At 73.8% G+C, this 13,102-nt stretch carries 12 protein-coding genes; 7 read left to right on the top strand and 5 right to left on the bottom strand.

The genetic code is table 11. The features are described from left to right. Nucleotides 1–242: 242 nt before the first annotated feature. Nucleotides 243–2,054: a VanW family protein gene (locus ABZ924_RS23515; RefSeq protein WP_361913068.1), complete on the top strand. Its 1,812-nt coding sequence runs from the start codon at nt 243–245 to the stop codon at nt 2,052–2,054. A 52-nt stretch (nt 2,055–2,106) separates the two neighbouring features. Here ABZ924_RS23515 and ABZ924_RS23520 read toward each other — a convergent pair whose 3' ends face one another. Then, a complete protein-coding gene (locus ABZ924_RS23520; protein ID WP_361913071.1) occupies nt 2,107–2,328 on the bottom strand; it encodes an acyl-CoA carboxylase epsilon subunit in 222 nt (73 codons plus the stop codon). Further along, on the bottom strand, nt 2,325–3,569 hold the full coding sequence (locus ABZ924_RS23525) for a cytochrome P450 (protein WP_361913074.1): 1,245 nt from the start codon (nt 3,567–3,569) through the stop codon (nt 2,325–2,327). Before ABZ924_RS23525 ends, ABZ924_RS23520 begins: the two co-directional genes overlap by 4 nt. A gap of 224 nt (nt 3,570–3,793) precedes the next feature. On the opposite strand from ABZ924_RS23525, the gene ABZ924_RS23530 reads away from it, so the two are divergent. The 4 genes from ABZ924_RS23530 (at nt 3,794) to ABZ924_RS23545 (ending at nt 7,733) form a co-directional block, all read left to right on the top strand. Next, nucleotides 3,794–4,855, top strand: coding sequence for a type III polyketide synthase (locus ABZ924_RS23530; protein ID WP_361913077.1), 1,062 nt, complete (start codon nt 3,794–3,796; stop codon nt 4,853–4,855). Nucleotides 4,856–4,871: 16 nt separating this feature from the next. After that, complete coding sequence (locus ABZ924_RS23535; RefSeq protein WP_361913080.1) at nt 4,872–6,089, top strand: cytochrome P450; 1,218 nt, start codon at nt 4,872–4,874, stop codon at nt 6,087–6,089. Further along, complete coding sequence (locus tag ABZ924_RS23540) at nt 6,086–6,622, top strand: cupin domain-containing protein (protein WP_361913083.1); 537 nt, start codon at nt 6,086–6,088, stop codon at nt 6,620–6,622. Before ABZ924_RS23535 ends, ABZ924_RS23540 begins: the two co-directional genes overlap by 4 nt. A gap of 82 nt (nt 6,623–6,704) precedes the next feature. Further along, nucleotides 6,705–7,733 carry a hypothetical protein gene (locus tag ABZ924_RS23545; RefSeq protein WP_361913086.1) on the top strand — a complete coding sequence of 343 codons (1,029 nt, stop codon included), beginning with the start codon at nt 6,705–6,707 and terminating at the stop codon, nt 7,731–7,733. A gap of 3 nt (nt 7,734–7,736) precedes the next feature. Here ABZ924_RS23545 and ABZ924_RS23550 read toward each other — a convergent pair whose 3' ends face one another. The 3 genes from ABZ924_RS23550 to ABZ924_RS23560 all read right to left on the bottom strand — a co-directional run bounded on the left by ABZ924_RS23550 (nt 7,737) and on the right by ABZ924_RS23560 (nt 11,222). Next, the gene (locus tag ABZ924_RS23550) at nt 7,737–9,278 is read right to left on the bottom strand and encodes an MFS transporter (protein WP_361913089.1); all 1,542 of its coding nucleotides are present in this window, start codon (nt 9,276–9,278) and stop codon (nt 7,737–7,739) included. A gap of 154 nt (nt 9,279–9,432) precedes the next feature. Further along, on the bottom strand, nt 9,433–10,521 hold the full coding sequence (locus ABZ924_RS23555) for an NUDIX domain-containing protein (RefSeq protein WP_361913092.1): 1,089 nt from the start codon (nt 10,519–10,521) through the stop codon (nt 9,433–9,435). Between the two features lie 77 nt (nt 10,522–10,598). Next, a complete protein-coding gene (locus ABZ924_RS23560) occupies nt 10,599–11,222 on the bottom strand; it encodes a LysE/ArgO family amino acid transporter (protein ID WP_361913095.1) in 624 nt (207 codons plus the stop codon). 69 nt (nt 11,223–11,291) lie between these two features. Between ABZ924_RS23560 and ABZ924_RS23565 the strand changes: the two genes are divergently transcribed. Further along, nucleotides 11,292–12,218, top strand: coding sequence for a LysR family transcriptional regulator ArgP (locus ABZ924_RS23565; protein ID WP_361913098.1), 927 nt, complete (start codon nt 11,292–11,294; stop codon nt 12,216–12,218). Between the two features lie 9 nt (nt 12,219–12,227). Next, nucleotides 12,228–12,623, top strand: a complete 396-nt coding sequence (locus ABZ924_RS23570) for a TOBE domain-containing protein (protein ID WP_361913101.1) — start codon at nt 12,228–12,230, stop codon at nt 12,621–12,623. The last annotated feature ends 479 nt before the right edge of the window (nt 12,624–13,102 follow it).

Genomic DNA, 13,102 nt, shown 5'->3' on the forward strand with positions numbered 1-13,102 from the left:
GCACGGCGGAGCCTTTCGTGGAAGCCAATGACCGATGGATCACACGGTGTGGCACCTCCCTGAGCGCGGGACAGGGCCAATCCGAGGTAAGTGGCCTTACTTCTCCGCCACCGGTCGCCGCCTGCCGTCGGACGGCCCTCGACTCCGTGAGAACACGCACATTTTTGGCCTGTTTGGTCCGAATTGGTGAATCCTGGTCGGTGACCCGGCGCCCCCGCGCCCGTTCCAGTCACGGGAGAGACATGCGACGCGTACACCGCCTGAAGAACAACTGGCGGACGGCCCTGCCCGTCGCGGGCGGCGCCGCCGTCCTCGGCTTCGGCGGCCTCTACCTCGTCGGCCTCGCCGCGGCGGGCGACGCCATCGCCGACGGCACGACCGTGCGCGGCGTCGACCTCGGCGGCATGAGCCGTACGCAGGCCAAGGCCGCGCTCGACCGCACCCTCGGCCCGGCCGCCGCCGCCCCGATCGCGCTGCGGATCGAGGACCGGACCGCCCAGGCCGCGCCCGCCGCCTTCGGCCTGTCCGTCGACACCGCGGCCACCGTCGAGCGCGCCGCCCGGACCGCTTCCGACCCGCTGACCGTGATCGGGCACCTGTTCGGTCCGGCCGAGGGGCGCGAGATCGAGCCCGTCGTCCGGACCGACGGCCCCACCGACCGGGCCGCGGCCGAGCACCTCGCCGCCTCCGGGCGCACGCCCCGCGACGGCGCCATCACCTTCCAGGACGGCACGGCCCGGGTGGTCGCCCCCGCGGCGGGCGTCACCGTGCGGGCCGACCGGGCGGCCGCCGCCGTACGGGCCGCCTACCTGAGCCCGCAGACCGGGCCCGTGGCGGTGCCGGTGGAGCTCACGCAGCCGGCCGTGGACGCGGGGGAGACCGCGCGGGCCATGAAGGAATTCGCCGGGCCCGCGATGTCCGGCCCCGTCACCCTCACCCTCGCCGGGAAGCCCGTCACCCTCACCCCGGCCGTGCTCGGCCGCCACCTCACGATGAAGGCCGACGGCAGCGGCACGCTCGTCCCGCAGCTCGATGCCGAGGGGCTGCTGGCGGACCCCGAGGTCTCCCGGCAGCTGTCCGCCCTCACCGCGCCCTCGCGCGGCGCCACCTTCCGGGTGGACGCGGCGGGCCGGGCCGTCCTCGTCGAGGACGGTCGCAGCGGGATCCGGGTCACCGCCAAGAACCTGGGCGACGCGGTGATGCCGCTGCTCACCCGTACGGGCGCCGCCCGCACCGGAGAGCTCGCGGCGACGACCGTGCCGCCGAAGCTGACGGCCGCGCAGGCCCGGCGCCTCGGCATCAAGGAGCAGGTCTCCTCCTTCACCGTCCGCTTCCCGGTGGCCCCGTACCGCACCACCAACATCGGGCGCGCCGTGGAGCTGATCAACGGCTCCGTGGTCATGCCGGGCGAGACGTGGAGCTTCAACAAGACGGTCGGCGAGCGGACCAAGGAGAACGGCTTCGTCGACGGCATCATGATCAACGACGGCCGGTTCGTGAAGTCGCCGGGCGGCGGCGTCTCGGCGGTCGCGACGACCATGTACAACGCGGCGTTCTTCGCGGGCGTCAAGCCCGTCGAGCACGGGGCGCACTCCTTCTACATCGAGCGGTACCCCGAGGGCCGCGAGGCGACGGTGGCCTGGGGCAGCCTCGACCTGCGCTGGCTGAACGACTCGGGCCACGCGGTCTACGTCAAGGCCGAGTCCACCGACTCCTCGGTGACCATCAGCCTCCTCGGGACGAAGAAGTACGACGAGATCCGCTCGGTCAAGGGCCCGCGGACGAACACCGTCCCCCCGGCCAAGATCACCGGCTCCGGGCCGGCGTGCGAGGTGCAGACGCCGCTGGAGGGCTTCGACGTGGCGGTCGACCGCGTCTTCGTCCAGGGCGGCCAGGAGGTCAAGCGGGAGACCTACCGCACGCACTACACCCCGCGCGACGAGGTCACCTGCGACCCGCAGACCCCGGCGGCCCCGTCGGCGTCGGCCACCCCGGCCGCTCCGCCGGTCCGGGCTGCTGCCGCGGCCGCGCCGGCTCCCGGCCGCACGGCCTGAGCCCGGGCCGCCGCAGGCGCCCCCTCACCCCCCGCCCGGCCTCCCCTTCCCCTCAGTGGGTGAAGGGCGAGGCCGGGCGGGCACGCCAGGAATGCGCCGGATGGTGGACGACGGACGGCAGGTTGCGGTCCCAGTGGGCGCGGTGCCGCCTGGGGCGGGACGCTCCGCCCACCTCGGACGCGCGCGCCAGCATCAGCAGGGCGGCCGTGAGGGCCGCCAGTTCTATGTGGTCCGGGGTGCCCCGGACCACGCGTATCCGGTGCCGGCCCGTCACCAGGACACCGGCAGGGTCTTGGGGCCGCGGATCAGCCCGCCGCGCTGCCATTCGACCTGCTCCGGCGGGACGGCCAGGGCGAGGCGCGGGTAGCGCTCCAGCAGCGTCCTGAGCATGAGCTCGGACTCCATCCGGGCCAGCATCGAGCCGACGCAGTGGTGCGGGCCGTTGCCGAAGGCCATGTGGGCGATGGGGCCCCGGTCGAAGTCGAGCGTGTCCGGATCCGGGAAGACCTCGGGGTCGCGGTTGGCCGCGAGGTACGAGGAGTAGACCGCCTCCCCGGCCTTGATCCTGACGCCGGCGATCTCGAGGTCCCGTGTCGCGATCCTCGGCAGGCCCACGCCGCTGCGGTGCGGGATGAAGCGCAGCAGCTCGTCGACCGCCTGCGGGATGAGCTCCGGCTCGGCGCGCAGCCGCTGGAGGTGCTGCGGATGGGTGAGCAGCGCGTAGACCATGTTGGCGCTGTTGTTGCGGACCGCGTGCGCACCGCTCACCAGGATTGCGGTGGCCAGGGAGACGGCCTCGTCGTCGGTGATCTCGCCGGCCTCCGCGGCGGCGGTGAGCACTCCGCCGAGGTCGTCGCTGTGCTTCTTGCGGCGCATGTCGAGCAGGGCGACGACGGTCTCGCGGACCGTCTTCAGGGCGTCGACGCTCTGCGCGGGGGCCGGGCCCGGCGTCATCGCCACGTTGGCCCAGGAGGTCATGTCCGCCCGCATCTCCTGCGGCATGCCCAGCAGGTCGGCCACGGCCGCGAGGGGGAGCGGGCCGTGCAGGTGTTCGACGAGGTCCGCCGGCGAGCCGTGGCGTTCCATCGCGTCCAGGAGGCCGTCGAGGGTCCGCTGCACCGTCGGCTGCAGCTTCTTCATCGCCTTGCCGGTGAAGGCGCGGGCCACCACCCGCCGCATGTCGTTCAGGCGCGGCGGGTCGGCGTAGTTCAAGGACGCCTTCTGCGAGGCGATCGCATGCGGGGAGGAGGCGGTCACCGACCGGCCGACCAGCTCCGACCTGCTGAAACGCGGGTCGGTCGTGGCCGCCTTGACGTCGGCGTAGCGCGCCATCAGCCAGGCGCTGCCCTGGCCGTACGGCAGCTGCACACGGGTGGCCCGTCCGTCCTTCAGCCGGTCGTGGAGGAACGGGTCGAAGTCCAGGGCCTCGAAGTCGTCCAGGCTCCATACGTGCACCGGTTCGTCGGGGTCCGGCTCCGTACCGGGTGCCGGAGCCGTGCGCGGTTCTGACGTCATGGTTCATCTCCCTGCGTGGATGTCACCCCCCAAGGCGCGTTTCCGCGGGGAAGTCGGCTTCCGCGGGGAAATCGGCAGACCCATCCCTTCCCGCTCGCCACACGCGTCGCTGCCTTCCCCGCGCAGCGTCACCGGATTGGCCCATGTCCCCCAACGCCGTAGTCCCGCGCGCGCTTCGGCCGTAGGTCCGTGAGGCTGTGTCAGACACGAAAGGAGAGCCACCCATGGCGACTCTGTGCAGGCCAACGGTGTCCGTGCCCGAGCACGTGATCACGATGGAGCAGACCCTCGATCTGGCCCGGTCCGTCCACGCGGACCATCCGCAGCTCGACCTGGCACTGCGCCTGATCCGGAACACCGGCGTCGCGAAGCGGCACATCGTGCAACCCATCGAGGAGACGCTCAAGCACCCGGGTTTCGAATCGCGCAACACCGTGTACGAGGCCGAGGCCAAGGCCCGGGTCCCTGCGGTGGTGCGGCAGGCGCTCGAGGACGCCCAGCTGCGGGCCAAGGACATCGACATGATCATCTACGTGTCGTGCACGGGCTTCATGATGCCCTCGCTGACCGCCTGGATGATCAACGCGATGGGCTTCCGCACGGACACCCGGCAGCTGCCCATCGCCCAGCTGGGCTGCGCGGCGGGCGGGGCGGCGGTCAACCGGGCCCACGACTTCTGCACCGCCTACCCAGAGGCGAACGCGCTGATCGTGTCCTGCGAGCTCTGCTCGCTGTGCTACCAGCCGAGCGACCTCGAAGTCGGCAACCTGCTCTCCAACGGCCTGTTCGGCGACGGAGTGGGGGCCGCGGTCGTCCGCGGCCGCGGCGGCACCGGCATGGAACTGCACCGCAACAGCTCGTACATCATCCCCCAGACAGAGGACTGGATCATGTACGACGTCAAGTCGACCGGGTTCCACTTCAAGCTCGACCGACGGGTGCCGGGCACCATGGAGCCGCTCGCCCCCTCGCTCAAGCAGCTGGCAAAGGCCCACGGGTGGGACGCCGCCGCCTTGGACTTCTACATCATCCACGCCGGCGGGCCCCGCATCCTGGATGACCTGAGCAAGTACCTCGGTGTGGCACCCGAGGCATTCCGCTTCAGTCGGGCCACACTGACCGAGTACGGCAACATCGCCAGCGCCGTCGTCCTGGACGCGCTGCGCCGACTCTTCGACGAGAACGGCACCGCCGACGCCGCGAAGGGCCTGCTGGCCGGCTTCGGCCCGGGCATCACCGCTGAGATCTCACTGGGCAGCTGGACCTCGGAACGAGGAACCGGGTGAGGGAGGAATCCGAACCATGCTGAAGGACGGCCCCGCAACCGCACGGCCACCCATCACGCACTGGCCCACCCCGGCCCTGGACGGGGTCGACTTCGACCCCGTCCTCGCCGGTCTGATGCAGGCGGGGCCGGTCACCCGGATCCGGCTTCCCAACGGTTCCGGATGGGCCTGGCTCGTCTGCCGGTACGACGACGTGCGGATGGTGGCCAACGACCCGCGCTTCAGCCGCAAGCTGGTCGCCGAGCACGACGTCACCCGCCTGGCCCCCCACTTCATCCCCGCGCCGGGAGCCGTCGGCTTCGAGGACCCTCCCGACCACACCCGCCTGCGCCGCACGGTCGCCGCCGCCTTCACCACCACCGGGGTGGAGCGGCTGCGCACCCGGGCCAGGCAGATGCTCGACGCGATGGTCGACCGGATCCTCGAGGACGGGCCGCCCGCCGACCTGACCGAGCGCCTCCTCGCCCCCTTCCCGCTCGCCGTGGTCTGCGAGCTGATGGGCGTCCCCGAGGAGGACCGGCCCATGGTCCACGAATGGACCACCCTGATCCTGTCCTCGGCCCAGGGCGCCGAACGCAGCGAACAGGCCAAGAACGAGGCGCTCGCCTACCTGGGCGCCCGCCTGGGCTCCGGAACCGTCGCCCACGACGACAGCGTCATCGGCCTCCTCGACCAGGCCGTCCGCGACGGCGAGGTCACCCTGGAGGAGGCCACCGGCCTGGGCCTGCTCATCCAGATCGGCGGCGAGGCCGTCACCAACAACGTCGGCAACATGGTCTACATCCTGCTCACCCGACCGGACCTGATGGAGCAGATGCGCAGCAAGCCCGCGCTGCGCCCCTCGGGGCTGAACGAGCTCCTGCGCTACATCCCGCACCGCAACGCGGTCGGGCTCTCCAGGATCGCCCTGGAGGACGTCACCATCGCCGGCCAGCGCATCCGCGCCGGCGAAGCGGTCTACATCTCCTACCTCGCCGCCAACCGCGACGCGGACGTCTTCCCCGACCCGGACGAACTGCACCTGGACCGCAGCCCGAACCCGCACGTCTCCTTCGGGTACGGGCCCCACTTCTGCCCCGGCGCCATGCTCGCCCGCCTCGAATCCGAACTGCTCCTGGACGCGCTCCTCGACCGGTTCCGGGACCTCCGCTTCACGGTGCCCACCAACGAACTGCGCTGGCGGCCCGGCGCGCTCATCCGCGGTCCCGAAGGCCTGCCGGTGACCTGGTCATGACCGCGCACGTCGCCCGCGACGGCTTGCTCGTGCCGCCGGGCCACGGCCGCACCCTGCACACCGAGGCCCAGCAGGTCACGTTCAAGGTCACCGGGGAGCACTCCTCGGTGGCCTCGAGTTTCGAGGTGGTCGTCCCGCCCGGATTCGACGTGGGCGCCCACCGGCACATGCGCAGCGAGGAGCTCTTCTACGTCCTGGAGGGTGAACTCGACGTCATGGCCTTCGAGCCGCGCGTGCGCAGCGGCGACAACTGGCGACACTGGGAGTCGCTGGACGGACGCCAGGTCGTGCGGGCCGGCCCCGGAACCGTGATCGTGGTTCCGCCCGGCTGCCCGCACGCCTTCGCGAACCCCACCGGCGAGCCGGCCCGCATGTTCTTCCAGGCCTCACCGCCACCCGATCACGAGCGGTACTTCGAGGAGCTCCTCGCCCTGCTCGACGCGGGCACCACCCCCGATCCCGCCGCGATCCTCGAACTGCGGTCCCGTTACGACATCGAACAGCTCACGCCCCTGCGCCACGAGCTGTCCTGACCGCCACCGCGCCTGCCGCACCGGCACGCGCCACACACCACAGCCCCACCTCAACCCACCCTCATGCTCGGGAGAAGAATTCATGCTGCTCACCCGCCGCAAACTCCGCACCGCCACGTACGCCCTGGCCGGCACGGTCGCTGCCGCCGCCTCGCTCGCCGCGGGCCCGGCCCGCGCCGCCGACGCGCTGCCGTCCCACTGGTGCTACGTCAACGGGGTCGAGGCCCCGCCCGGTGACCGGGTGAACGGCACCCCGGGTCCCGACGTCATCCTGTGCGAGAACGACGTCGAGAACACGATCATCTACGGCGGCGGGGGCGACGACAACATCCGCGTCAAGGGCATGCTCGTCGACTCCCAGGTCCTCGGCGGCGAGGGTGACGACACGCTCCAGGTCAACAACCTCTACCCGCGCAACGGCAACTCCTCGGTGCGCGGCGGGTCCGGCAACGACACCATCATCACCGCCCTCGTCGTCGGCACGGCCGAGCACGGGGCCACCGTCTACGGCGACCACGGCGACGACAACATCACCACCGGCAGCGTGCTCGGCGAGCCCGGCGAGTACCAGCGCGGCGGCGGCCAGGTCTTCGGCAACGACGGCAGCGACTACATCCGCACGGGCAACGTCGACCTCGGCGGCCGGATCCTCGGCGGCAGCCAGGCCGACATCATCGAGCCGAAGTCGGTGGGCGCGGAGTCCGCGGGCATCGTCCAGGGCGGCCCGGGTAACGACACCGTCCGCGGCCAGAGCGACACCGTCCTGACGATCGGCCCCGGCTACGGCCAGGTCGACGGCGGCCTCGGCGCCAACTCCTGCAAGCTGAAGCACTACTCGACCGGCGACCGGGTCCGCAGCTCGGTCGCGAACTGCGCGGTGGCGGCGGTCTCCGAGGAGGCCGCCCCCGCGAAGCCGGCGGCCCCCTCCACCTCCACCCCCGCGAAGCCGGCGGCCCCCGCCTCCTCCGCCGCCAAGCCGTCGACCTCCGCCGCCAAGCCGTCGACCTCCACCTCCAAGCCGTCGAACTCGGCCTCCAAGCCCTCGAACTCGGCCTCCAAGCCCTCGAAGCCGGCCGCGCACGCGGGCGCGCGGCCGCAGCACCGCCCCTAGCGCTCAGCCGTCCGAGGGCCGGCGGCCCGCAGGAGCGCCGTGCGTGCGCTCCATCGACAGGCCGCCGGGCAGCAGGAGCATCGTCAGCACGGCCCCGGCGCTGAAGATCGCCGCCGAGGCCGTGAAGACGGTGTGGTACCCCTCCAGAGCAGCCCGCGCCAGGAGCTCCGGCGCGGGCTGTCGGCCTGCCAGGGAGCGGCTCACCGACACGGCGGCCAGGGTGCTCATCAGCGCCGTGCCCACGGAGCCGCCGATCTGCCGCATGGCGTTCACCGTCGCCGACCCCACCCCGGCGTCGCGCGGGTCGATGCCCGCCGTGCCCAGGTTCATGGCGGCCGCGGTGATCAGCCCCATGCCCAGGCCCGTCAGCACCTGCCCCGGCAGGACGTCGACCACGTACGGGCCCGTCGCCGACAGGTTCGTCATCCACGCCATCCCGCAGGCCGCGAGCACCATCCCGGTCACGATGCGCGGGCGCCCGCCCACCTTGCCGAGCAGCCCCATGTTGCTGCCGATCGCGCTGATCATGGTGCAGCCGGACATCGGCATGAAGGCCAGTCCGGTGTGGGCCGGGCCGTAGCCGCGGGTGTGCTGGAGGTAGTACGTGAGGAACAGGAACACCCCGAACATGCCCACGCCCGTGATGAACACGGACGCCAGGGCCGTGGCCCGGACCCGGTCGAGCACGATCCGCAGCGGCAGCAGCGGGTGCGGGCTGCGGCCCTGCCACCAGGTGAACGCGGCGAGCAGCACGGCGCCGGTCAGCAGGAAGCCCAGTGCCTCCGCGCCCTGCCAGCCGTGCGGGCCGGCCGTCGCCAGGCCGTAGACCAGGCAGAACAGTCCCGACGAGCCCAGTACGGTGCCCGGCAGGTCCAGCTTCGGCGGGGCGGCCGGGGCCTGGCGGCGCAGCAGCAGCGTCCCGCCCGTGACCGCGACGCCGGCGAACAGCACGTTCACGTACAGGGTCGAACGCCAGCTCAGGTGCTCGGTGAGGACGCCGCCGAGCAGCAGCCCCACCGCACCCCCGGACGCGGCGAGCGACCCGAACACCCCGAAGGCCTTGCCGCGTTCGGCGGGCGAGGAGAACGTCGTCGTCAGCAGCGACAGCGCGGCGGGGGCCAGCAGCGCCGCGAAGACCCCCTGCAGCGCCCGCGCCGTGACCAGGACGCCGAAGGTGGCCGCCGCACCGCCGAGCGCGGAGGCCGCGGCGAATCCCAGCTGCCCGATCAGGAAGGCCCGGCGGCGGCCGATCAGGTCGGCGAGCCGCCCGCCGAGCAGCAGCAGACTGCCGAAGGCGATGGCGTACGCGGTCACCACCCACTGCCGCTGCTGGTCGGAGAAGCCGAGGCCGTCCTGGATGGAGGGCAGCGCGATGTTCACGATGGTGGCGTCGAGGACGACCATGAGCTGGGCGAGCCCGATCACGGCGAGGATCCACCAACGGCGCGGATCGGGCGGGGCCTGGGCGCCGGCGACTGCCGGTCCGGGGCCGGTGGTGGGGCCGAAGGCTGGTCCGGGGGCCGGACCGGTCGGTTCTGCGGACATGGCCGTCACTCCAGGGGTAACGCTCGTCCTCGCAGGCGAGAGTGGGTGTGCGGGCGCGGCTGCGCTCCGGTTCGACGATGCGTGAGACGGGCCCGCCGCCCGCGCGCCACGCCACGATGCCGCCCGGATGGACCAGCGCCGACGCCCGCTCCCGCTAACCGGAGCGCTTCTTCACCGCGGCCGCGCCGGCCGTGTGCTCGGCGGCTGCGGCGCCGGCCGGTGCCGGGCGCCCGGCGTGCAGCTCCAGCGGGCCCGTGCCCCGGTCCCGGGCCCGCAGGCACGCCTTGATCTGCCGCCGCAGCGAGGGCTTGACCAGGCCGCGCAGCTCGCCGGGGTCCGCGGCCCGCCAGCGCAGCAGCTCGATCGGCGACAGCCGGATCCGGGCGAGGGTGTCGGCGGCCAGCACCCCGCCGTCGTAGAGGAAGCGGATCCGGGCCGGCCGGCCGGGCTTGTGGGACCAGTTCACGCCGAGGAGGCGGCCCGGCTCCAGGTCCAGGCCGAGCTCCTCGCGGACCTCGCGGCGGGCCGCCTCGCGCGGGGTCTCGCCCAGGTCGCTGTCGATACCGCCGCCCGGCAGGTTCCAGCGGCCCGGCCGCCCGTACGAGGGCTCCACCAGCAGCACCCGGCCCGCCGCGTCGGTGAACACCACGCTCGCCGCGGTCAGCGCCTTGGGCCGGACCGCCCGGTGGCTCGCGGAGTCCAGGGCCCCGGCGTGCTCCAGCGCCGCACGGTGCACCGGGTCCAGGCCGGCCGGGGATCCCGTGTGGGGGAACCCGCCGATGAGGTGGGCGACGCTGCCGGCGTTGAGCGCGGCCAGTCCGGCCCGCAGCCGGGCCGCGGCCCGCTTCGGCAGCACCCCGTACGCCTCCTGCGGCGCGAGTCCGCGCCCTGCCGAGGGCAGCTCCGGCGGCAGCGGCCCGGCCAGCCCGACCAGATGGACGTGGACCACGCAGGCGCGCCCGGCCGGCTCCGCCGCAGGCCGCGAGTCGACGACGAGCAGCCGGCCGACGGGCGGCACGCCCGGGCCCAGCAGCTCCTCCAGGATGCGGGCCAGCCCCTGCTCCGGTGTCTCGGCGCCCGCTACGAGACCACCCGGAAGGCTGGCCTCCGCCCCGTCGACGCCGGCCGACACGAGGACCAGCCCGGCCGGGTCCATGACGATCGCGGAGACGGCCACCAGCGGGCCAGGGGCCGCGGCGGAGACGGGGGCGGGACGGTCGGGGCGGGCGGGACGGTCGGTCACGGCGTGCTCCGGGGGACGTACGGCGGGCGGCGGCTGGGGCCGGGCCGGGCCCCGCAGCGACCGTACCGCCCCACGGGTCAGGCGCCCGCCAGCAGCATTCCGCCCATCGTGACCATGGTCGCCGCGACGAAGCCGTCGAGCACCCGCCAGGCGGCGGGCCGCGCCAGTACGCCGCTGAGCAGCCGGGCCCCGTAGCCCAGGGTGCCGAACCAGGTCAGGCTGGCCAGCCCGGCGCCGATGCCGAAGGCCCAGCGCAGCTCGCCGCGGTCGGCGGCCAGCGAGCCCAGCAGCAGGACGGTGTCCAGGTAGACGTGCGGGTTGAGCCAGGTCATGGCCAGACAGGTCAGGACGGCCCGGCGGCGCGATGCGGCCGCGGCCCCCTCGGTCTCCAGGGCGGCCCCCGGAGTCGGCCGCAGCAGCCGCCGGGCGGCGAGCACTCCGTAGCAGACCAGGAAGCCGCCGCCCGCGATGCCGACGGCGGTGAGGGCGGCCGGCCAGGCGGTGACGAAGGCGCCGACGCCGGCGACGCCGAGGGCGATGAGGACCGCGTCGGAGACCGCGCAGATGGCGACCACGGCCAGGACGGCGTGGCGGCGCGCCCCCTGCCGCAGGACGAACGCGTTCTGCGCCCCGATGGCCACGATGAGGGAGAGTCCGGTGCCGAAGCCGGCGAGGGCCGCCGTGATGATGCCGTTGGTCATGCGTTCGACCATATGAGCCGCCCGGGGTGCAGTACAGCTAAGGATTTTTACGTACCCTTAGCGTTCGTGATGGACGAGCTTCCCCTGGACCAGGTACGGACCCTGCTCGCGGTGGTGGACGAGGGCACCTTCGACGCCGCGGCGGCCGCGCTGCACGTGACGCCCTCCGCCGTCAGCCAGCGGGTCAAGGCCCTAGAACAGCGGACCGGGCGGGTCCTGCTGATGCGGACCAAGCCGGTGCGGGCCACCGAGTCCGGGCAGGTGGTCGTCCGCTTCGCCCGCCAGCTGGCCCGCCTCGAACGCGATGCGCGGGCCGAGCTCGGCATGGCGCAGGAGGCGGGCGGCCCGGTGCGGCTGCCCATCGCCGTCAACGCCGACTCGCTCGCCACCTGGTTCCTGCCCGCGCTGACCCGGGTGCCGCAGGACCCGCCGGTCCTGTTCGAGCTGCACCGCGAGGACGAGTCGCACACGACGGCCCTGCTGCGCGAGGGCCAGGTGATGGCGGCGGTCACCTCCTCGCCCGATCCGGTGGCGGGCTGCACCGTGCGCCGGCTGGGCCTGGCGCGCTACCTGCCGGTCGCGAGCCCCGGCTTCGCCGCCCGGCACCTGCGCGGCGCGGGCGGTCTGCCGCGCGCGCTGCGGCAGGCCCCGGTGATCGTGTTCGACCGGCGGGACGTGCTCCAGGACACCTTCGTACGGGCGCTGACGGGAGACGGGGCCGCGGGGGCCGGCGCCGGGCCGCTGCGCCACCACGTGCCCACCTCGGAGGGGTTCTGCGACGCGGTCGCCGCGGGCCTGGGCTGGGGGCTGGTGCCCGAGCCGCAGGCCGCGCCGCTGCTCCGCTCCGGAGAGCTGGAACTGCTCGTGCCGCGGCGGCCGCTGGACGTCCCGCTGTACTGGCAGCAGTGGAAGCTGGAGTCGCCGGCGCTGTCGACGGTGGCCGAGGTGGTCGCCGCCGCGGCGGCGGAGGCCCTGCTGCCACCGGGGGCCCCGTAAGCTGCGGTCATGGACTCCTACACGATCGGCCAGGCGGCGCGGCTGCTCGGCGTGAGCGTCGACACGGCCCGTCGCTGGGCGGACGCCGAACGGTTCCCCACCCGCCGGGAGGGGACCCGGCGGATGGTGGACGGGCCGGACCTGGCCGCGTTCTGCGTGGAGGTCGCGCAGGAGGGCGCCGGCGACGGCGAGGAGGCCCCGTACACCTCGGCGCGCAACGCCTTCCCGGGCATCGTCACCGCCGTCACGCTCGGCGACGTCGCGGCCCAGGTCGAGATCCAGGCGGGGCCCCACCGGGTGGTGTCGCTGCTGACCCGCGAGGCGGTGGAGGAACTCGGCCTGGAGGTGGGCGCCCGAGCCGTGGCCCGGGTCAAGTCAACGAGCGTCTTCGTCGACCGCACCTAACGGCTCCCGCCATGCCAGCCCCCCGCCGGGCCGGGCTCCGCCCCGGACCCCGCGCCTCAATCGCCGGCGGGGCTGATTGCGGGCCGGCGGAGCCGGAGTGGCCTTCGGGCGCCCTTCGAAGCCGAGGGTCGGCCACACCAGCCCCGCCGGCGTTTGAGGCGCGGGGTCCGGGGCGGAGCCCCACACCACCCGGCTCCGCCGCCCCTTGAGGCCCGGGGTCGGCATCTCCACCCTCGCCCGCCCTTCGCATCCGGGGTCCGGCATATCCAGCCTCGCCGGCGTTTGAGGCGCGGGGTTTGGGGCGGCGCCCCAGCAACCCCGGCTCCGCCCGCCTTCGCAGCCGAGGGCCGGCACAACCAGCCTCGCCGGCGTTTGAGGCGCGGGGTTTGGGGCGGCGCCCCAAGGAACCCGGCTTCGCCGGGCACCGGGCTCCGCCCGGACCCTCCCCCCGAATCCCAGCGGGGGGTCCCCCACGCAAA

Source organism: Streptomyces sp. NPDC046876 (assembly GCF_040645035.1).
Taxonomy (GTDB): Bacteria; Actinomycetota; Actinomycetes; order Streptomycetales; family Streptomycetaceae; genus Streptomyces.

What these genes read in the sequence shown, in the direction of transcription:
- ABZ924_RS23515 (WP_361913068.1), top strand. Translation starts at nt 243, where the DNA reads ATGCGACGCGTACACCGCCTGAAGAACAACTGGCGGACGGCCCTGCCC.
- ABZ924_RS23525 (WP_361913074.1), bottom strand. Translation starts at nt 3,569, where the DNA reads ATGACGTCAGAACCGCGCACGGCTCCGGCACCCGGTACGGAGCCGGAC.
- ABZ924_RS23530 (WP_361913077.1), top strand. Translation starts at nt 3,794, where the DNA reads ATGGCGACTCTGTGCAGGCCAACGGTGTCCGTGCCCGAGCACGTGATC.
- ABZ924_RS23535 (WP_361913080.1), top strand. Translation starts at nt 4,872, where the DNA reads ATGCTGAAGGACGGCCCCGCAACCGCACGGCCACCCATCACGCACTGG.
- ABZ924_RS23540 (WP_361913083.1), top strand. Translation starts at nt 6,086, where the DNA reads ATGACCGCGCACGTCGCCCGCGACGGCTTGCTCGTGCCGCCGGGCCAC.
- ABZ924_RS23545 (WP_361913086.1), top strand. Translation starts at nt 6,705, where the DNA reads ATGCTGCTCACCCGCCGCAAACTCCGCACCGCCACGTACGCCCTGGCC.
- ABZ924_RS23550 (WP_361913089.1), bottom strand. Translation starts at nt 9,278, where the DNA reads ATGTCCGCAGAACCGACCGGTCCGGCCCCCGGACCAGCCTTCGGCCCC.
- ABZ924_RS23560 (WP_361913095.1), bottom strand. Translation starts at nt 11,222, where the DNA reads ATGACCAACGGCATCATCACGGCGGCCCTCGCCGGCTTCGGCACCGGA.
- ABZ924_RS23565 (WP_361913098.1), top strand. Translation starts at nt 11,292, where the DNA reads ATGGACGAGCTTCCCCTGGACCAGGTACGGACCCTGCTCGCGGTGGTG.
- ABZ924_RS23570 (WP_361913101.1), top strand. Translation starts at nt 12,228, where the DNA reads ATGGACTCCTACACGATCGGCCAGGCGGCGCGGCTGCTCGGCGTGAGC.